Annotated in this window: 23 protein-coding genes and 1 pseudogene; 18 read left to right on the forward strand and 6 right to left on the reverse strand. The window is 31.6% G+C overall.

Features of this window, described 5'->3' with window-relative positions:
* The 4 genes and pseudogenes from V7Q02_RS11610 to V7Q02_RS11625 form a co-directional block, all read left to right on the forward strand.
* Window positions 1-227, forward strand: a pseudogene (locus tag V7Q02_RS11610) (hypothetical protein); the annotation flags it as partial.
* 192 nt (window positions 228-419) lie between these two features.
* Window positions 420-1,100: a YeeE/YedE thiosulfate transporter family protein gene (locus V7Q02_RS11615; RefSeq protein ID WP_106062838.1), complete on the forward strand. Its 681-nt coding sequence runs from the start codon at window positions 420-422 to the stop codon at window positions 1,098-1,100.
* Window positions 1,101-1,121: 21 nt separating this feature from the next.
* Window positions 1,122-1,346, forward strand: a complete 225-nt coding sequence (locus V7Q02_RS11620; RefSeq protein WP_106062837.1) for a sulfurtransferase TusA family protein — start codon at window positions 1,122-1,124, stop codon at window positions 1,344-1,346.
* Between the two features lie 23 nt (window positions 1,347-1,369).
* On the forward strand, window positions 1,370-1,885 hold the full coding sequence (locus V7Q02_RS11625; protein WP_278335562.1) for a YeeE/YedE thiosulfate transporter family protein: 516 nt from the start codon (window positions 1,370-1,372) through the stop codon (window positions 1,883-1,885).
* 23 nt (window positions 1,886-1,908) lie between these two features.
* Here V7Q02_RS11625 and V7Q02_RS11630 read toward each other — a convergent pair whose 3' ends face one another.
* Window positions 1,909-2,799, reverse strand: coding sequence for a LysR family transcriptional regulator (locus V7Q02_RS11630; protein ID WP_106062835.1), 891 nt, complete (start codon window positions 2,797-2,799; stop codon window positions 1,909-1,911).
* 224 nt (window positions 2,800-3,023) lie between these two features.
* Between V7Q02_RS11630 and V7Q02_RS11635 the strand changes: the two genes are divergently transcribed.
* The 6 genes from V7Q02_RS11635 (at window position 3,024) to V7Q02_RS11660 (ending at window position 10,301) form a co-directional block, all read left to right on the forward strand.
* Window positions 3,024-3,800: an ABC transporter permease gene (locus tag V7Q02_RS11635; protein WP_106062834.1), complete on the forward strand. Its 777-nt coding sequence runs from the start codon at window positions 3,024-3,026 to the stop codon at window positions 3,798-3,800.
* Between the two features lie 24 nt (window positions 3,801-3,824).
* Entirely contained in the window at window positions 3,825-4,874 is a 1,050-nt protein-coding gene (locus V7Q02_RS11640; RefSeq protein WP_333861192.1) for a taurine ABC transporter substrate-binding protein, read from the forward strand.
* Window positions 4,875-4,919: 45 nt separating this feature from the next.
* Complete coding sequence (locus tag V7Q02_RS11645; RefSeq protein ID WP_106062832.1) at window positions 4,920-5,717, forward strand: ABC transporter ATP-binding protein; 798 nt, start codon at window positions 4,920-4,922, stop codon at window positions 5,715-5,717.
* Between the two features lie 140 nt (window positions 5,718-5,857).
* Entirely contained in the window at window positions 5,858-7,558 is a 1,701-nt protein-coding gene (locus V7Q02_RS11650; RefSeq protein ID WP_106062831.1) for an FAD-dependent oxidoreductase, read from the forward strand.
* Window positions 7,559-7,721: 163 nt separating this feature from the next.
* A complete protein-coding gene (locus tag V7Q02_RS11655; RefSeq protein ID WP_106062854.1) occupies window positions 7,722-8,978 on the forward strand; it encodes a YeeE/YedE family protein in 1,257 nt (418 codons plus the stop codon).
* A 180-nt stretch (window positions 8,979-9,158) separates the two neighbouring features.
* A complete protein-coding gene (locus V7Q02_RS11660; protein ID WP_333861193.1) occupies window positions 9,159-10,301 on the forward strand; it encodes an aminotransferase class V-fold PLP-dependent enzyme in 1,143 nt (380 codons plus the stop codon).
* A gap of 125 nt (window positions 10,302-10,426) precedes the next feature.
* On the opposite strand, the gene V7Q02_RS15965 is transcribed toward V7Q02_RS11660, so the two are convergent.
* Window positions 10,427-10,642, reverse strand: coding sequence for a hypothetical protein (locus V7Q02_RS15965; protein WP_442882166.1), 216 nt, complete (start codon window positions 10,640-10,642; stop codon window positions 10,427-10,429).
* Between the two features lie 17 nt (window positions 10,643-10,659).
* Window positions 10,660-11,043 (reverse strand): hypothetical protein, encoded by a 384-nt coding sequence (locus V7Q02_RS15970; RefSeq protein WP_442882167.1) that lies wholly within the window; start codon window positions 11,041-11,043, stop codon window positions 10,660-10,662.
* Window positions 11,044-11,240: 197 nt separating this feature from the next.
* On the opposite strand from V7Q02_RS15970, the gene V7Q02_RS11670 reads away from it, so the two are divergent.
* Window positions 11,241-12,065: a hypothetical protein gene (locus V7Q02_RS11670; protein ID WP_333861194.1), complete on the forward strand. Its 825-nt coding sequence runs from the start codon at window positions 11,241-11,243 to the stop codon at window positions 12,063-12,065.
* Window positions 12,066-12,109: 44 nt separating this feature from the next.
* A complete protein-coding gene (locus tag V7Q02_RS11675) occupies window positions 12,110-12,646 on the forward strand; it encodes a hypothetical protein (RefSeq protein ID WP_333861195.1) in 537 nt (178 codons plus the stop codon).
* Between the two features lie 96 nt (window positions 12,647-12,742).
* Here V7Q02_RS11675 and V7Q02_RS11680 read toward each other — a convergent pair whose 3' ends face one another.
* Window positions 12,743-13,363, reverse strand: coding sequence for a hypothetical protein (locus V7Q02_RS11680; protein ID WP_333861196.1), 621 nt, complete (start codon window positions 13,361-13,363; stop codon window positions 12,743-12,745).
* Window positions 13,364-13,597: 234 nt separating this feature from the next.
* Between V7Q02_RS11680 and V7Q02_RS11685 the strand changes: the two genes are divergently transcribed.
* From V7Q02_RS11685 to V7Q02_RS11700, 4 genes are all read left to right on the forward strand, one after another.
* Entirely contained in the window at window positions 13,598-15,031 is a 1,434-nt protein-coding gene (locus tag V7Q02_RS11685) for a hypothetical protein (protein ID WP_333861197.1), read from the forward strand.
* A gap of 91 nt (window positions 15,032-15,122) precedes the next feature.
* On the forward strand, window positions 15,123-15,398 hold the full coding sequence (locus tag V7Q02_RS11690; RefSeq protein ID WP_333861198.1) for a DUF3343 domain-containing protein: 276 nt from the start codon (window positions 15,123-15,125) through the stop codon (window positions 15,396-15,398).
* Between the two features lie 117 nt (window positions 15,399-15,515).
* A complete protein-coding gene (locus tag V7Q02_RS11695) occupies window positions 15,516-15,809 on the forward strand; it encodes a hypothetical protein (RefSeq protein ID WP_333861199.1) in 294 nt (97 codons plus the stop codon).
* A 68-nt stretch (window positions 15,810-15,877) separates the two neighbouring features.
* Window positions 15,878-16,162, forward strand: coding sequence for a DNRLRE domain-containing protein (locus V7Q02_RS11700; RefSeq protein ID WP_333861200.1), 285 nt, complete (start codon window positions 15,878-15,880; stop codon window positions 16,160-16,162).
* Here V7Q02_RS11700 and V7Q02_RS11705 read toward each other — a convergent pair.
* Window positions 16,070-16,387 (reverse strand): hypothetical protein, encoded by a 318-nt coding sequence (locus V7Q02_RS11705; RefSeq protein WP_333861214.1) that lies wholly within the window; start codon window positions 16,385-16,387, stop codon window positions 16,070-16,072. The genes V7Q02_RS11700 and V7Q02_RS11705 overlap by 93 nt on opposite strands.
* Before the next feature lie 31 nt (window positions 16,388-16,418).
* Window positions 16,419-17,021, reverse strand: coding sequence for a glycosyltransferase family 2 protein (locus V7Q02_RS11710; RefSeq protein ID WP_333861201.1), 603 nt, complete (start codon window positions 17,019-17,021; stop codon window positions 16,419-16,421).
* Between the two features lie 300 nt (window positions 17,022-17,321).
* On the opposite strand from V7Q02_RS11710, the gene V7Q02_RS11715 reads away from it, so the two are divergent.
* Complete coding sequence (locus V7Q02_RS11715) at window positions 17,322-19,229, forward strand: acyl-CoA dehydrogenase family protein (protein ID WP_333861202.1); 1,908 nt, start codon at window positions 17,322-17,324, stop codon at window positions 19,227-19,229.
* A gap of 54 nt (window positions 19,230-19,283) precedes the next feature.
* Window positions 19,284-20,483, forward strand: a complete 1,200-nt coding sequence (locus V7Q02_RS11720) for an FprA family A-type flavoprotein (RefSeq protein ID WP_333861203.1) — start codon at window positions 19,284-19,286, stop codon at window positions 20,481-20,483.
* Window positions 20,484-20,528: the final 45 nt, after the last annotated feature.

Genomic DNA, 20,528 nt, shown 5'->3' on the forward strand with positions numbered 1-20,528 from the left:
ATTCTTATTTTTTAGATATGTATGGAAGGTATGAGAATATAGATGAGGAGGTAAGGAATATGGTGAAAAGCTTTTATGATCCCAAAGTAGAGGAAAGAGGAATAGAAAAAGGCAAGATAGAAGTAGCTAGAAATCTATTGAAAATGGGAATGGATTTATTAGCTATAATGCAAGCAACAGGGCTGACAAAAGAAGAAATTGAAAAGATTAAAGAGAATATGAATTAGAAAATGGCAAATTAGTAGCAAGCTCAGCCAAGGTTTTGGCTCTTAGCCTCAGGTGACAAAATAATTCATCTGAAGCTTTTTTTATATTGAAACTGTTATAGTTTTTACAAAGGTCTGGCAGTCACATAATACAACTTGTAAATAAATAAAAAAAATGATATTATTTTGTAATGATGATACGGGGGTGATATATTGATTAATGATATGGACTTATTAATACAGCAGAGGCAGATGAAAACAAATAAAAAACAAAAAAATCAAATTCCATATGCAATTAGCATCTTTTTAATTGCACTAGCTATCTGTGCGTTTCTATGGAAATATAATTATAAATATATTCCTTATTGGATTATAGGTATTGGATTTGGTGTTACATTAAGATATTCTAGATTTTGCTTTTCAGCAGCACTTAGGGATTTTATTATTTTGCGAAATACAAAGCTTTTAAAGGCTTTATTATTGGCTATGATGGTAAGCACTGTAGGCTTTGGCATAATTCAATACATCTATCTTGAAAATAATCCTATAGATTATATACGTATTCCAGGTTCTATAACTTCAGTAGGCCCTCATATTGCAATAGGAGCATTTATATTTGGAATTGGTATGACTATTGCTGGAGGCTGTAGTTCAACGATTCTTACGAGAATTGGAGAGGGACATGCCTTCCCTTGGGTAGTTTCATTAGGATTTATAATAGGTAATATTTTAGGGGCAAATAATTATTCCTTTTGGTATGACAAAATTATTAGTAATACAAAAGTAATTTACTTTCCGGAATATGTGGATTTAAGAATTGTAGTTATACTTCAATTAGTTGTTTTAATGATTTTATATAGGATAGCAAGTGGATATGAAAATAAAAAAAATTAAAAACATGAGGGAGGCGTGTATATGGCAGTAAGAGAACTTAATTGTCTGTATGAACCATGTCCAATTCCGTTAATTAAGGCGGTTAAGGAATTAAAAACAATGCAATGTGGAGATATTTTAGTTTTGCGTTCAGACCAAAGTTGCATTGGAGTTATTGTAGAAGAATGGGGGCAGCAAAATAATTACTTGGTAAGAGTAGTGGATTTAGAGAATGGAGAATGGGAAATTTATATTCAAAAGCCATGATAATATAGGAGGGGATTAAAAATATGGTTGAATGGTTAAAAAAACCCTGGCCCTACTGGGTTGGAGGTATATTATTGGGCATTTTTAATGTGACTTTACTGGCAATAACGGGAACAGTATGGCATATAAATACTGGTTTTCTCACATGGGGTATGGAGATATTAGATTTCATTGGTATTAAGGTATATGATTGGAGGTTTTTTAAAATATTTAATTATACATATAACGATATAATTTTAAATCATAATTTATTTATTAATAAATATACAATTTTAAATATTGGTGTAATTACAGGGTCTTTAATTGCAACATTGTTATCATCTCAATTTAAGTTGAAAAGGTTAAAGGATAAAAAGCAGACTATTCTTGCCCTTGTGGGGGGAATTATTATGGGTTATGGAGCTAGACTTACTTCTGGCTGTAATATTGGAAGTTTTTTCGGTGGCATACCATCCTTTTCTTTACATGCGTGGGTTTATTGGATTTTTGTTGTTTTGGGAGCTGTAGTAGGGACTAAAATTTTATCTAAATTAATCTAGGAGGAAATATACCTCCTATTTTTTTAACAAAATGCTCTTTTATTAGAAGTTATAAAATCTGCAAACATCCTCTCATATTTGGTAAGTACGTAATTTTTTCTATAGCAAAGATAGTAATTAAATTCTATTTTAATTTCATCCACCGTAATTTGTTTAAGAAGACCCTTTTTTAATTCATTTTTAACTATTATCTTAGGTAAAAAGGCCACTCCTTTCCCGGCTAATATAGAAGATTTAATAGCTTCTGGAGAATTTAGAGAATAAATAACATTTAAGTCTTCTAATAAAACACCTTTTTCTTGAAAAGCATTTTTTACTAAGTATCTGGCATTAGAGCTTTCCTCTCTCAGTATAAGAGGCAATTTTTTTAATTCTTCTATAGTAATATGATCTATGTTTTCGCTACTATTTCCAACTAAAATCAATTCATCTGAGGTTATATATTCAATATCCAGGCTGTCTTCTTCTGGATTACCTTGAATAATTCCTATATTAATGGAATGATCACATAATTTTTTTATAACTTCAGATGAATTGTTAACTTCCATATTTATATCTAACTCCTTATGGAGTTTTTTAAAGACAAATATAGTACAAGGAAGAGCATACTCCCCTATGCTTTTACAGGAACCAATAAGTAACCTTGGTACATCCTGTTGTAAATTTTTAAGATCTCTTTCTATATTGACTTTAATAGATAATAGAGTATCAGCATAGTTAAATACAACTTTTCCTTCCTCTGTTAGCTTAACACCTTTGTTACTTCTTATTAAAAGATTTGACCCAAGTTCTTTTTCTAAATTTTTAAGTTGCATACTAAGTCCAGGCTGAGTAAGGTGAAGATGGTAAGCAGCTTTTGATATACTATTGTACTTTACGGTCACGTAAAATGACTGAAGATACTCAAGATTCACATCGTCACACCCTTAAATTTAAAATAATCTGTATACTTTAATAACTTATATTGTATCATTAGTTGCAATAAAAATGAATACAAGCCATAGTTATTTTCATGGATAATTTTGCAATATAATGATTTGTTATGCAGTATAATGAATCATTATAATAAAAACCTATATGGCTATATTATAATTGATATAAAGATTGAGATAAAATTAACAAGAAAAGGGGAGTAGTGGTGAAGAAAAAAACAATAGGTGAAAGGGTATTAACTGGTGTAACAGTAATTGTTATTTTAGTAATATGGTTTATGACCACAAAATTAGGATTGGTTGATCCCAAAATAGTACCATCTCCTCAATCCGTATGGGATGCATTAATTGATATTATGCAGAATGGATATAAAAACTATACACTATTTCAGCATCTAGGGGCAAGTATGAATAGACTTATTAGCGCCTTTTTTTCTGCTATGATAATTGCTATTCCATTAGGACTTGCAAGTGGTTATAATTCAAAACTTAGGGCAATTTTTGAGCCTATTATAGAATTTTATAGACCACTTCCGCCATTAGCATATTATACGCTTTTAGTTTTATGGATGGGAATTGAAAATGAATCTAAGATTGCACTTCTATTTTTAGCTTGTTTTGCACCAATATATATTTCTTGCGTATCAGCAGTTATAAAAGTAAAAGAGGATTACATAAATAGTGCTTATACAGTAGGTGCCAGTAAAATGCAAGTATTTCTTCATGTAATATTTCCAGCGTGTTTACCTGACATTTTTACAGGGTTAAGAACAGCTTTAGGTGTTGCTTATACTACTTTGGTATCTGCTGAAATGGTTGCTGCAAACTCTGGTATAGGTTGGATGGTATTGGATGCAAGTCGTTATATGAGAAGCGATATTATATTTTTGGGAATCATTATAATGGGGATTACAGGAATTTTATTAGACAAAAGTATACAGTTTATTGAAAATAAAATTGTTCCTTGGAAGGGAAAAGAATAAAAATATAATTCAGGAGTGATATAAATGAATTTTAAAAAAATCTTAGCTAATGTGGCAATAGTAGCTATGACGGCAGCATTATTTGCAGGATGTGCATCATCAAAAAATTCCGCAGGCAATGGGAAAAATAATGGTGCTTCATCAAATTTACCTAAGGTAGTAAACATAGGCACTCAGCAAATGCCTAATGATGAAAAAATTGCTATAGCAAAAGACTTCTTTGAAAAAGAGCTTGGAGTTAAGGTTAAGATTATTGAATTCCAAGCAGGGGACATAAGAAACGCTCTTGTTTCAAAGGATATTGACTTTGCCTTACTTGGGTCAGCTTCTGCAGCACAGGGTATTGCAAGTGGTATTGACATAGAAACAATTTGGATACATGAAGTTCTTGGGAATGCAGAACAATTAGTTGCTAAAAAGGATTCAAATATTAATTCTATAAAGGATCTTAAAGGGAAAAAGGTTGCTACACCATATACTACAACAACACATTATAGTTTATTAAAGGCTTTAGAGTTAAATGGTATGTCTGAAAAAGACATAAAACTATTTGATATGCAAATGCCTGATATATATGCAGCATGGCAAAGAGGTGACATTGATGCAGCTTATGTATGGGAACCAACACTTTCTAATCTTTTAAAAGATGGCAGAAGTATAATTTCAAGTAAGGATATGGCGGAGAAAGGCGTTATTACATCTAACGTAGAGGTTGTTAGGAGGGAGTTTGCTGATAAATATCCGGATCTTGTAACAAAGTATATCAAGGCTGTAAACAAAGCTGTGAAGCTATATAATGAAAATCAAGCAGATGCTATTAAAACACTTTCAGATTCTTTAGAAATTACACCAGAGGAAGCATTAAAACAAACAAAAGGCTCTATTTGGCTTACTGCTGAACAGCAATTAGATCCTGCTTATTTTGGAACAAGCGATAAAAAGGGTAACCTAGTAAAATCATTAAAAGATACAGCTGATTTCCTATACAAACAAAAGAATCTTAAAAAAGAACCTCAGCTGGATACTTTTGAAAAAGCGGTAAACCCGTCATTTATAGAAAAGGCTATAAAATAATCTGTAGAAAGCTTAAAGCAATGTAATAGAAATGGAGAGTTTTGCATGGATGAAATAGTAAAAGATAAAACAGACTGTGTGGTAACAGTGAGAGATGTGAGTTTAAGATATAGTGGGGAAAAAGGTGATGTTACTGCACTTCAACATATAAATTTAAATATTAAAGAAGGGGAATTTATATGCGTACTTGGACCATCTGGCTGTGGTAAAAGTACCTTATTAAAGATTATTGCAGGTTTTCTTCAGCCATCAGAGGGAGAGGCTGCAATGGATAACAGCCCTATTAGTGGACCGGATTGGCATAGAGGAGTTGTTTTTCAAAGCCCTACCTTATATCCATGGCTGAATGTTCATGATAATGTTGCTTTTGGCTTAAAAATGAGAAAGTTTTCAAAAGGCGAAATTAAAGAATTAACAGATAAATACATAGAACTTGTTGGTTTAAATGGATTTGAAAAACATAAGCCCTATGAACTTTCTGGGGGTATGAAACAAAGAGCTTCTCTTGCAAGGGTTTTAGTAAATAAGCCAAGAATGATTTTAATGGATGAACCCTTTGGAGCATTAGATGCTTTAACAAGGCAAAATATGCAAACCTTAATAAGAACTATTTGGACTAAGACCAAAAATACTGTTTTCCTTATTACTCATGATGTAGATGAAGCCTTAGCCCTTGCAACAAGAGTTATTGTAATGTCAAGCAGGCCAGGTAGAATAATTAAGGAATTTAATACGGATTTCACATATCATATTTTAGGTGTAAGCCATGAAGAAGCAAGATATACACCTGAATATATGAATGTTAGAGAAGAAATCTTAAAAATTATTAATAGCCAAAGTTAAAGATCATCATATAAACAAGTGTTATGCTGTATAACACTTGTTTATTATAAAATGGCATAGGATTGTATTATAATTAACATAGATATTGAGATAAATTTAACAAATTATAAATAAAACAATTAAATCATGGAGGGGTAAAAATGAGTAAAAAGTATTTAATAGTAGGTGGAGTTGCAGGTGGTGCATCTACAGCAGCCAGATTAAGAAGATTAAGTGAAGAAGATGAAATAATAATGTTTGAAAGAGATCCTCACGTATCCTTTTCAAACTGCTGTCTGCCATATCATTTAAGTGGAACAGTAAAGAAGGCAGAAAGTCTAGTACTTATGCACCCAGATAAGTTTTTAGCACAGTACAATATAGATGCTAGGGTCAATAATGAGGTTATAGCCATAGATAGAGTGAAAAAAGAAGTGACAGTTAAAAAAACATTAACTGGAGAAGAGTACACTGAAAACTATGATAAATTAATATTATCTCCAGGTGCAAAGGCTATAGTTCCTCCCATAAAAGGAATTGAAGGCATAAAGGTATTTACAGTAAGAAATGTTGTAGATATAGACAAGCTAAACAAATCTGTAAAAGCAATGGGAATAACTAATATTTCAGTAATTGGAGGAGGATTTATAGGAGTTGAAGTTGCTGAAAACTTAAAAGAAGCAGGACATAATGTAACTCTAATTGAAGCTCTTCCTCACATCATGAAACCTTTTGATTATGATATGGCTCAGATTCTTCACAAAGAAATGTATGATAAGGGCGTAAATCTAATTGTTGGAAATAAAGTAAGTGCCTTTGAAGAAGATACTGTTGTTTTAGAATCTGGTAAGAAGATAGAAGCAGAGGCAGTAGTTATGGCCATTGGTGTAGCTCCAGAGACTTCATTAGCTGTTAAAGCTGGTCTTGAAATTGGAGAAACTGGATCTATAAAAGTGGACCAAAATTATAGAACTAGCGACAAGGATATATATGCAGTTGGAGATGCTATTGAAGTATACCATGCTTTAGCTGGAAAGACAGTTAGATTACCATTAGCTGGACCTGCTCAAAAACAAGCAAGACAAGTTGCTGACCATATTCATGGAAGAGTTGTAAGAAATACAGGATTTATAGGATCATCAATAGTAAAATGTTTTGATTATAATGCAGCTTCAGTAGGTTTAAATGAAGAAATGATAAAAGCACTTAAATTAGATATTAATTATGAAGTAGCTAAAGTAATTCCAGGAGATAAGGTTGGTCTAATGCCAGGATGTGAACCACTTCACTTTAAGTTGATTTTCCAGGTGCCGACAGGAAAAGTATTAGGTGCTCAAGCAATTGGCAGAGGGAATGTAGATAAGAGAGTAGATGTAATTGCTACAGCTATTAAATTTGGAGCAACAGTGGACGACTTAAGAGACTTAGAATTATGCTATGCTCCACCTTTTGGAACTGCTAAGGATGTAGTTAATTTTGCAGGATATGTTGCTACTAACCTATTACATGGCGAATTCAAACAAGTAAGAGAAAAGGATATTAGAGACTTAGTTAAAAAAGGAGCTTGTATAATAGATGTAAGAGAAAAAAAAGAGTATGAATTAAGTCACATAATTGGAGCTAAAAACATACCACTTAGTGAAATAAGACAAAGAATAAATGAAATACCTAAGGATGAACCAGTATATCTACAATGCAGAAGTGCTCAAAGAAGCTATAATGCATTAATGGCGCTTAAGCACTTAGGATACGAAAATGTTTATAATGTTTCAGGTGGATTTATGGGAATATCATTCTATGAGTATTTCAATGACGTGACAACAGGAAGAGAAAAAATAGTTACAGATTATAATTTCCGATAATATCAACCCAAGTGCAAGTCTAATATAGTTTAACTAACAGATTAGACTTGCACAAAAAAAATAAAACTAGAAATGGGGAAGTGAAAGAAATATGAATAATCAGACAGAAATAAGAACTAGAACTAAATCAGGTTCTGTAAAGGGAACCTCTGAAAAAGTAACTATAAATAAGACACAAACATTTATTGGACTTATAATTTTAATAGCTATGGCTGCTTTTGCATCATCCCAATCTGCAAAGAACCCTAAATTGGGATTGTTTTTAATAACTGGACTATCAATTGGATATTTAATGCAAAGATCAAGATTTGGATTTGCAGGAGGTATAAGAAAACTATATGTAACTGGAGATTCAAGTTTAACAAAAGCATTAATGTTATTGCTTACCATCTCATTAATAATGACAGCAGGGTTACACTTTGGTTCATATCTTAATGGTGCTCAGGTTGCTTATAAAGCTATAGAGGGAGCTAAGATAATACCAGGAACTCAAAATGTTGAACCCGTTAGTATTTTAGCTACATTAGGTGGATTAATATTTGGTATTGGTATGATGCTAGGTGGAGGATGTGCCTCTGGAACACTTACAGATGCAGGTGAAGGTGAAGGAAGAGCATTAATAGTTTTATTCTTCTTTGTAACAGGATCTGTATGGGGAGCACATGATATGGCTTGGTGGAAAACTACTTTCGTTTATTCTTGGAATACAAGAGTTTATTTACCAGATGTTTTTGGTTATATGGGAGCCATAGTAATTTCATTATTAGGATTCTTAGGAATTTATGTTTTTGCAAAATGGTATGAAAATAAGAGAAAAAGAGAAAATACACTTATTCCATTAGAATATGAAGAGTGGGAAAAGGAATTGGAAGAACCAGCTGAATACAAGTTCTTTAGTAAAGAAACTTATCACAAGTTCTTTATAAAAAGATGGTCTTTCTATACTGGAGCAGTGCTTTTATCAGTTATGTTTGAAGTAATATTACTTTCAACAGGCAAGAGCTGGGGAGTAACTTCTACTTTTGCATACTGGGGAGCTTGGATATATCAATCAATAGGGTTAATTGATGTTTCAAAATGGCCTTATTTTGCAAAAGAGATGAAGAATATAAATGCAGGGTTTATGAACGACCCAGGTTCAATGAGAAACTTAGGAATAATTATAGGTGCTTTAATATCTCCATTATTAGCAGGACATTTTTCATTTAAGAGAGGCTTTAAATTTAAAGATATTGTTTTCTATGCAATAGGTGGAATATTTATGGGATACGGCGCAAGACTTTCAGCTGGATGTAACATAGGAGCCTTATATTCAGGAATATGTAATTTCTCCTTATCAGGATGGACATTCATGGTGGCCTTAACTATTGGAGGAATAATCGGAGTTAATTTAGTTAGAAAGTTTAATATCGCCTCATAAGAGGGACTGACCCTTGTAAAAAAGTGGAAGCAAGGGGACTGACCCCTTTCAAAAAATGGAAATACCACTGGGGTGGTTACACACTGTGGGAAATTCCTTGTAGCATAAAATTTACTTACTTCATAAGATAAATCATAGGGTACTAAACGAATAATAATAAAATTATACTAGGAGGTACTTATGATTTATCTAGATAATGCTGCTACTACCTTTCCAAAACCAACTGAAGTTTATGACGAAGTTTTAAACTGTATGAAAAGTTATGCTGCAAATCCTGGAAGAAGTTCACATGATATGGCTATAAAAGCTTCTTCTAAAGTTATGGAGACTAGACAGGAACTTTGTAAATTGTTCAACATTTCTAACCCCTTGAATATAGTCTTTACAAGCAATGCAACTGAGGCGCTTAATATAGCTATAAAGGGTGTTCTTAAAAGCGGAAACCATGTTATAAGTACAGTTATAGAGCATAACTCCGTGCTTAGACCTTTAAATTCTTTAAGTAAAAGTGGAATTAGCTATACTCTTATTGACACTGATGAAAATGGCTATTTAGATATTGATGCATTAGAGAAGAAAATAAGAAAAAATACCAAGGCTATTATAGTAAATCATGCTTCAAATGTTTTAGGAACTGTGCAAAACATAAAAGCCATTGGAAAAATTGCAAAGGATTACGGAATAATATTTATAGTAGATGCTTCGCAAAGTGCAGGTACTATAGATATAAATGTTCAAGATTGTAATATTGATTTGATTGCCTTTCCTGGTCATAAAGGTCTTTTTGGTCCACAAGGTACCGGCGGCCTTTATATTAAAGAGGGATTAATCCTTGAAGCATTTAAGGAAGGAGGAACAGGCAGTAATTCTCATTCTATGATTCAGCCAGACTTCCTTCCTGACAGATTTGAGAGTGGAACTTTAAACACCCCAGGTATTGCTGGTCTTTGTGAAGGCTTAAAGTTTATTAGAAAAGTCGGAAGAAAAAACATCCAAAATCACGAGGAAGATTTAGCTAAGGATTTGCTGGAGGAGCTTCAGAAGCTTTCCTATATTAAAATATATGGCCCCTTAAATGCAGAAAATAGAAGTGCAGTTGTTTCTATTAATATTGATGGAATGGACAGCTCTCATGTAGGATATCTTCTAAATAAAAAAGGAATAGCTGTTAGAACAGGTTATCACTGTGCGCCCCTTATTCACAGAATAATAGGAACGCTGAATAAGGGTACCGTTAGAATAAGCCCTGGGTATTTTAATAGTTTCCAGGATATTGAGGCAGTTGTTAAAGCTATTAAGGATATCTACAATTATAGATTGTAAAATAGTGCTCTAAAAGTCCTCATTAATATAAAACTTTAAAATGATGGATTCTATATATATTTTATTTTCATATTAGAATAAGATAATGATTACAAAGCATCATTATCTTATTCTTTTTTAGTTTACTATAAAATTTCAATATTTTCACGTTTTTGTACATTTTTCATAGCATTTTTTGTATCAAAAATAGCTATGGCGTTTGCCTGAACAAAATCGTAATCAACATTGGCATGACCCGTTGTAATAATAATCAAATCAGCAGCTCTTACCGTGCCTATGGTTAGACTTTCCATACCCTTAAAGGCTTTCCCTATAATCATCAATATCTTATTTATATGCAACTCCCAGTACTAAAATATTAGAACCATTCACATATACTTATACCCACTTTATTACACAGCATTGTAAGTTCGTTAATTAACCCTATATTTATATCTCTATAGGTATTTTCTAGCACCTTTTCCAATAGCACAAACAACTTTTGAAGTGTTTTTGTTTTATAAATCAAGTTGCCAGGATCAACACGCTTTAGGGAAAAACCTAGATAAAAGTCTTTACCGCATTTAAGACTTGAACTTTGTTCAAGAATCGGCTTAATAAATTCTTCTGTTGTCCCTGGATATGTTGTTGATTCTAACACAACTATAGTATTCTTTTTTAGATATTTTGATATAGCTTCAGTTGATGATTTAATATAGCTTATATTGGGCTGTTGATATTCATCAAGCAACATTTTTTTCATATTGCATTTCTCCTATATTATTTATAAATTTTATATCTTTTTATGATATATGCCCTTTGCAGAACTATAGAATTGGTACACTTTATAATATGTGACTTACGAAAAAATGCATACAGATATAAAATATATGTTTCATAATACTTATGTTGCATACATATTTTTATAGTATAAGGAAAAATTTTTTTGGGGGAAGTTCAATGAGTAATAACAGTTACATAGTTAGAACTTCAAAAGATAATTTATATAGATTTTATATTAATAACGGTAGTTTAATGGTAGAAAGGTTTCAGGGGCTAAAAAAAACCAATACCTATACTTTCATAAAAGATATTTTAGAATATTCTTTGTACATAGATAAAAACGATAAAATATATATAGTTTGCATCACAAATAAGGGGCAGCTTATGTATATTGATTTTAATAGCAATTCTAGCCCAATAGAAATACCATGCTTAAAAAGTGAAATACTTATTTATTCTCTTAATATACTATCTATGGACTCTAGCGTGCATATTTTTTTCGCAGCTAACGATAAAACTAAACAATGTAACTACATATATCATTGCTATTTAAATTCAAATGAATGGACTAATGAAAAAGTAACAGAAATAGATTATTCAAAATATACACGCGCATATTTTTTAGATTTCTATGAAAAAGATATATATATATTTTACTGTAAAAATAGTGTTTTTGGGCAATATACCATAATAAGGTATAATACAAGTAACAAAAAATGGAGTGATTTTGAGAACAATATTTTGATTAAAAATATAAATAACTTAAAATTTCTCATCTCTCCAAAAGGTATGGGTATAATATACTTTAATAAAATCATAAATAATAATGCTGAAACTCATGCTTTATATAAAGATTTTAATAATCTAAATTCTATATGGAGTTACAATAATATTTCCAGTAGCAATTCTAATGCCCTAAAGCCTATAATATTTTCCATAAATAATATTTTTTATTATTTATGGAATACAGGCACAAGCGTAATAAAAAATCTGATAACTTAATAAATTGGAGCAAGGAATTTAGGATAAGCATTAAAGAAGAAAATATGAAGGAACTAACATACTTAAGCAATTTTTCACAAGATAAGGATTTAAAACTTAACTCAATATATTTTTTCTATCTGAAGGTCATTTATCAAATAATTAATCCTAAATTAATCTGTAGTTATGAAAGTTTAAGTATGGATAAATTAGAAGACAGCCATAGCAATGCAGCAGTTGCTTTAGAAAAAAATTATATATATGCTATGTTATCAAACAACAGAATTATAGAGGGCAATGATACTTATATTGATAAGTTACGATTAGACTTAGAAGATAACAATAAAACTATAAAAAAATTAAATAGATGCATCGAAGACTATAAAATTGAATTAAAGAAGTTGAAAATAGAAAATATGAAAAAAAATCATGAAGATCTAGATACTAATAATTATTATGAATTGAAGATAGCAAAATTAAGGGAGGAAATGGATACCCTAACTAAAAACACAAACGAAAGAATAAGGAATCTTCTAGATATAATAGATGAAAAGGAGCATATAATAGCTAAACTTTACAATATAATTAAATCAAAAAAATAGGTTCCTGTACTATCAATACAGGAGCCTTTTTTAGTGCGATTACATCATATTGAACTGAAATCAAAAGGTACTATAAGCATAGGAAGCTACTTTTTACTAACAGTTACCTAAAACTGAACTAAATGTAACAGCAAATTGAACAGCCTGACCGTTACCAGCACAAAGTGATAATCTCGTTGCTACTAAGCCGGCAGTTATATTAGCACAGGTAAGGAGAGTTGGATCATTACAAAGTGCTTTAGCTTCTGCTTCAGTAGCAAACACACCTATACGCTTGTTTACGCAGAAATTATTGATGCAGCATATACTCGTAGTGCCTGGAACAGCCTCACATGTTGTATTAATAGGCAATAGTGGTCCTGTTATCGGGAAAACATTGGCTATAAACGGAATACATCCTACAAGCCTTACTTCAAATGCAGGCATTTGAAATGTACCAGTAGTACAATCTGCAGCAGAGCAGGTAACAGTAATAGGATTGACACAGCAAGCTAAATTGGTAGTAGTAAAAATAATATTTTGGTTTGTAACGGGGACAGTTGGATCATCATCGGATGTTACTGGAATAGTAAAGCCATTAGGAACATTAACTACACAACAAGATGTTCCTAATACTGGGTCTGCTACTGTTGGTGCATCACCAAGTAAAGACTTTAGTTCTTTTTCTGCTTCTTCTGAAGTTAATTTAGTATTTTCATCTATTACTGTTGTTGCCACTTGTTCGCTGAAATTTTCCATTTCTTTAATAATATCTTGAATATTTTTCAATTATAACATCCCCCTAATATAATTATGAGATTTATTATCCAATATTATAGTACGATACTATGAAAAAAAGTGTTACAGTTTTTATTAAAAATATAAGTTATAACATTCAATATAGTTTGCATACTTTATATAAATAGAATTATGTGAAAAGGGTGTAGGTTTATGGTAACTATGGAGCAAAACATGTATATATTAAAGCAATCTGATGGCACTATATGGAGCTTTAAATACGATATAGAGCGTGGTATTGTGTATAAAACCTGCAAAGGAGAAATTTGGTCCAATTACAGTATATTGATAAAAGAAGCGAAAGAAAAATTCTCAGCAACAATTTTACCCAATGATAGTATATGTGTTGTATACGAAGATTTGGATGGAAACTTAATGTTGCACATTTTTAACCATATAAACTGGAAGGCATATTATCTTATGCATAATTGTAAAGAAGATATCTTTAATATTTATTTTAGAACTGTTTTGTACAAAAATAGATTATTCTTATTTTATAGTATTTACCACAAAGGTAGTAATAAAATAACTATAGTTTTTCAAACTATTGATGGAACAGGTAATTTATCTTCACCAAGTTTAATAGATGATATTTACTTCCATTATGATATTCCTTTTTACTTACATGTTTCTAGTGAAAATGTTTTGTACATTATGTATCAAAAATATAAAAATAATCATGAACTTGGATATAGGCTGCTAAGTGCTGATGCTAAAAGCTGGTCTGAATTTTATGTTATTGATGATTGTTCTTTGCCATTTGTAGAATATTCTTTATTGGCAATTGAGAACAAAATACATTCACTTTATATAAAAAAGGATGAAGAAAGCATTTATTCCATTACCTATTGTAGGGGTAATCCATTACACCATAATCGTAATAATATCTGGAGTGGTCATAATATTATTTCATGTGCTTTTTTTATAATAAATAAACATATTTGGTGCTTGTGGATGCAAAATAATCAAATTTACAGTACCGTATCTATTGACCATGGAGAAGTTTTTAGCATTCCTCCCCAGGCTGAATTAATAGAAACATCAAGTATATTTAAAGCAACATATATATCAAATTTTCAAGAAAATAAAAGAAATATGTATATAGGGGAAATTTTTGTTGTAGATAATAATAATATAGAATGTTTGGTGGTGGATAATATTTGTGGAATTGTCCATAGCAGTAATAAAAGTAATAAGTATCTATTCTATACTAAATATTTAATTAACAAGTCTTATAAAAGTGATAAAGATTTAGAAGAAAAGGATATTTTAATTGTTAAGCTCAAACAAATGGTGGAAGAACAAAAAATTAAACTACAATATTGTGAAAATAAACTTAAAACTATAAATAACAGCATGGCAAACTTTAATGAAAATAAAAACCAGTTAAATGAAGGAATAAGTTTTCTTCAGGATAGTCTTATAATTAAGGAAAAAAGATTGAATGAACTTGAAGCTTTATATGTAGAAAAAGAAGAAGAGCTGGAATTGCTAAGGCAGGAAGTGAAGAATATGAAAAAAAAGAAAAGCTACATTTTAAATTTAAAGAGATTGTTTAGTAAAATTGTTTCTTCACTAAAAAATATATTATCCTTAAATGAACGCTAATTTTTTAGGACTAAGAATAGCATATAACAGCTTTACTGAATAATATATAATGTGGTATGTAATTTATGAATTAAAATTGGAGATGAATTTTGTGGAAGTTTATGAAAATCAGTTTTTAATGGTATTCAGTTCATATAACCAAGCAATGTTGTTATATAATGAGCTTGAAAAATCAGGGTGTAATGTAAAGCTTATTTCTACTCCTTGTGGGCTTTCAAGAGGCTGCAGTCAATCAATAATTTTTCACATAGAGGATACGAGAACCGTAATAGATATAGTAAAGAACAATAATATTAAAGTATCCCAAATATATAAAATTGTAAAAAAAGATAATAAATTGAGTTATGTGCCAGTTCAAAGAGCCTAATATTTAGGCTCTTTTTGTATGCATCAATATATTATTTAAATAATAGCACACTATATGTACAAGCTCATATATTATAGTAGGATTAGAAGCCCTAAAAATTTATGGAGGCGAAATCCTATGGCTGCAACACTTGATTTTGATACCCCTCAATCTGCTACAGCTCGTCCTGTCGATGTTACAGGAACTGTTGCTACAAATAGCATTGGGTATTTAATAATTACACTTAATGTTACTAACGCTTCTACTCCAACTAGAAATCGTTCATTTTATAAGGTAATAGCTTATGATAATAGTGCAGGTGATACAGCTTTAGCTGTTAACACCTCTTATACTTTGGCAATTGTACCAAAGCTTTTGGGTTCAGACACTGTTACCGTAGTACCAGCATGGTCATATGTTTCAGAGGATTAACACTAATTCTTTAAAAAATGCATGGAACCATAATTGACTCCATGCTTCAGATTAAGCCCTAAAAAGGGGTGGTAGATTTGCAAAGTATACTAATTCCCGCAATCAAAAGTCTTACAGTAACAAATAAACAGTCAAATGGAAATATAAATGAAGATATTATAATTGTAGGTGGAGATGGAGGATTTATTTACGTCAGTTATTTGTTCTTTGATATTTCTTCAATACCAAGTAATGTTGTTATTTCCAGTGCAGAGCTTGTATTATTCAAGACAAATAATTTTTATAATGATAGTAGTAAAGAGTTTATGATATACCCACTGATTGATTATTTTAGCACCTATACAACCATTTAAATAGGAGGAACTTTTTTTATCTATATTATTTATAGCTAGACATTCATTAAAGCCACCGGTCATTACAAGACATTTAGCTTTCAGCAGAACTAGATCTTCTGTAATCACTGAAGTTTGTTCATATTTTTTAATGTAATCTAATGCAGTTTCGTAATAGCCTTCACTATAAAATAAATCTATAAGTATTAAATTAGCCTTAGAAGAATTAGAAAGAAACTCCTCCATAATTTTTTTGAAATCTTCTAAAGGTGTATTTTTACTTAACTATTCGTAGTATTAGCAAAAAACTATATCCATTAAGAGGATCAAACTTTTCATAAGATTTATAATAATAATCTAAAGCCTTTTTTGTATCATTTAATCCAGCGTATTCAGTGCCTAGATTGAAGTAGGCAAAATAATTATCTGGATCTTTTTTTATTTGTTCCTTTAGGAGAGTAATAGTTCTATTTCTTTTATCTTTAGACTCTATACCTTTATTCATATAACCATAGTGGTGAATTTTTACTAAATTATAAATTGCATTTTCGTCTAACTGCCTATTTAATAAGGCTATTAAATTTTTTTGATCTTCAGTGTATAATTCATCATCCGCATCTAAAATCAATATCCACTCTTTAGATGCATATTTTAATGATTCATTTCTCGCTTCACTAAAATTATTATTCCAAGGGAAAAAGTAAACTTTAGCGCCAAAGCTTTTTGCAATTTCTACAGTCTTATCTGTAGAACCTGTATCAACAATAATGACTTCGTCTACAATGTTGTTAACACTACTTAAGCATCTTGGCAAATAGTATTCTTCATTTTTTACACTCATACATAGACTTACTTCATTTTTCATAACATTGACCTCCATATTATATAGCTAATCAGAAACATATTTACCATCAGTAATGTAATAAAATATTTATATTGTCTTTGTTTCTTTATATCATATGTGAAATTAAATAAGATGTGTTTACTTCAGTATTGAAATGTTTATAAATAACTTAACTTATTTAGTTGGTAATCATGATAAAAAAAGTTTCAATTGGGGTTGAAAAATATGTTGTTTAGGTATACAATAAAAATATACGAATTAAGTATACATTTAAATAAGATGTTTCAAAATATGCTTTATGCAATGAAATATATTAGATAAATCGGAGGTGTATTTATGTTTTTTAAGACTACAGAGCAACATGAAAATTTGAGAACAAAAATTAGAGAATTTGCTGAAGAGGAAGTAAAACCTATTGCATTTATGTTGGATCAGGAAAATAAATTCCCTTCGGAAGCAATTCATAAGTTAGCTGATATGGGCATGATGGGAATCCCATATCCCAAAGAATACGGTGGAGCAGGTCTGGATGTATTAAGCTATGCAATTGCCGTTGAGGAATTATCAAGAGTTGATGGTGGTACAGGGGTAATCCTTTCCGCTCATACATCCTTGGGTACATATCCAATTGCTGCCTATGGAACTGAGGAGCAGAAGCAAAAATACTTGGTTCCACTGGCAAAGGGAGAGAAACTTGGAGCATTTGGTCTTACTGAAGAAAATGCCGGTAGTGACGCTGCTGGTACTGAGACCACTGCCGTGTTAGAAGGAGATCACTACATTTTAAATGGAGAAAAGATTTTCATAACAAACGCAGGTGAGGCTGATATTTACATTATTTTTGCAGTTACTACACCTGATATAGGTACTCGTGGTATCAGTGCATTTATTGTGGAGAAGGACTCTGAAGGCTTTAGCTTTGGTAAACATTACGATAAGCTGGGTATTCGTTCTTCTGCAACTGGAGAACTGGTTTTCAATAATGTAAAAGTACCTAAAGAAAATCTATTAGGTAAAGAAGGAGAAGGCTTCAAAATTGCTATGTCCACATTAGATGGCGGCCGTATTGGTATTGCATCTCAGGCTCTTGGTATAGCACAGGGTGCTTATGAACATGCACTAGAGTATTCAAAAGAAAGAATTCAGTTTGGCAAGCCTATTTGTCAGCAGCAGACTATAGCATTTAAGTTGGCTGATATGGCTACAAAACTTAGAGCAGCAAGATTACTAGTTTATAGTGCAGCAGAGCTAAAAGAAAATCATGAGCATTATAGTATGGAAGCCGCTATGGCTAAACAATATACTTCCGATGTTTGCCTTGAGATTGTAAATGACGCTTTACAAATATTTGGCGGAAGCGGTTATATGAAGGGTATGGAAGTTGAACGTGCTTATAGGGATGCTAAGATTTGTACAATATATGAAGGAACTAATGAGATTCAGCGTGTGGTTATAGCTTCTAACATTATAGGAAAAATGCCTAAGGAAGAGCACACAGGTAAAACTTCTAAGAGAGAACCTGCTACAGGTTATCGTAAGAAAGTTATTTTTAAGGAAGGAACTCCTGAAGAAAGAGTTAATGCTCTAGTAAAAGCTCTTAAGGAAGATGGCTATGATTTTACAGTTGGAATTCCTTTGGATACTCCTATTGGTAAAGCTGAAAGGGTAGTTAGTGCAGGTATAGGCATAGGAGAAAAGAAAAATATGAAGCTTATAAAAGATTTAGCAGTACAAGCTGGTGCAGCCATAGGCTCTTCTCGTCCAGTAGCTGAAACACTTAAATATGTACCACTAAATCGTTATGTTGGTATGTCTGGTCAAAAGTTCAAAGGAAATCTTTATATTGCCTGTGGTATTTCAGGTGCGAGTCAGCATTTGAAAGGCATAAAGGATGCCTCCACAATTGTTGCTATAAATATAAATCCTAATGCTAAAATCTTTAAAAATGCGGACTATGGTATTGTTGGAGATTTGATGGAGATATTGCCACTACTTACTGCTGCTTTAGATAATGGAGAAGCAAAGAAGGAAGCACCACCAATGAAGAAGATGAAAAGAGCAATTCCAAAGAAAGCTGCTCCAACTTGGAAGTATCATGTATGTAACGGATGCGGTTATGAATATGACCCTAGCGTAGGTGATCCAGAAGGCGAAATAATGCCAGGTACACTATTTGAAAATTTACCTGAAGAGTGGACTTGTCCAGCTTGCGGTGAAGGAAAAGATGAATTTATAGAAGTATAATTTACATGATTAAATAAATGGAATAATGTGTTTTGGTATGAAGGAGGATTAAATATGTATTGTGTTAGAAATATAACTGAGGATCTTTATTGGGTTGGTGGCAATGATCGCCGCCTTGCCCTATTTGAAAATATTCATCCTATTGAAAAAGGCGTTTCATATAATTCTTATCTACTTTTAGATAAAAAGACAGTACTTTTTGATACAGTGGACTGGTCAATTTGCCGTCAGTTTCTTGAGAATATTCAAGCGGTTTTAGGGGACAGACCTTTAGATTACATGGTAATAAACCATATGGAACCAGATCATGCGGCATGCATTGAAGAGATTATTCTTCGTTATCCAGATGTAAAGATTATATGCACTGAAAAAGCTTTCATGTTTATGAATCAATTTGGTTTCCATATTGATGGTAAGGTAATGAAAGTAAAAGAAGGCGACACTATGTCATTTGGAAAGCATAATGTTGTGTTTGTATCTGCACCAATGGTACATTGGCCAGAAGCTATGGTGACATATGATGCTACTGATGGTGTACTATTCTCTGCTGATGCCTTTGGTTCTTTCCGCTCTTTGGATGGTAAACTATTTAATGATGAAGTAAATTTTGATAGAGATTGGATTGATGAGGCTAGAAGATATTATACAAACATTGTAGGTAAGTATGGTCCACATGTTCAAGCTCTTTTGAAGAAGGCAAGTACTATAGATATCAAGATTATATGTCCTTTACATGGATTGGTATGGCGTAATAATTTTGGGTACTTGTTAGGTAAGTACGATAAATGGAGCCGTTATGAACCTGAAGAAAAGGGTGTAATGATTGTTTATGGAACAATGTACGGCAACACAGAAGCCGCTGCTAACGACTTGGCAACAAGATTAGCTAAAAAAGGAATGACTAATATAGTTATGTATGATGTTTCAAAAACTCATGTGTCCTATTTGATTTCTGAAACATTTAAATATAGCCATGTGGTTCTTGCTTCTGTAACTTATAACTTAAAGATTTATCCACCAATGCTAAATTACATTATGGATATGAAGGCATTAAATGTTCAAAAACGTACTTTTGGTCTTATAGAAAATGGTTCATGGGCTCCTCAATCTGATAAATTGATGCGTGAACTTTTAAATGAAATGAAAGACATAACTGTTTTAGACAACGAGATATCAGTGAACTCCAGCATGAAAGAACAAGATGTAGATTCAATGGAATCCCTTGCTAATAGCATTATAGAATCAATGAAGTAATTTTAGAAAAATAATAATGAAAAGCACATGTATCTAATTCCTGTA

The sequence above is a fragment of the Clostridium sp. genome (assembly GCF_036781005.1).
Lineage (GTDB): Bacteria > Bacillota > Clostridia > Clostridiales > Clostridiaceae > Clostridium_B.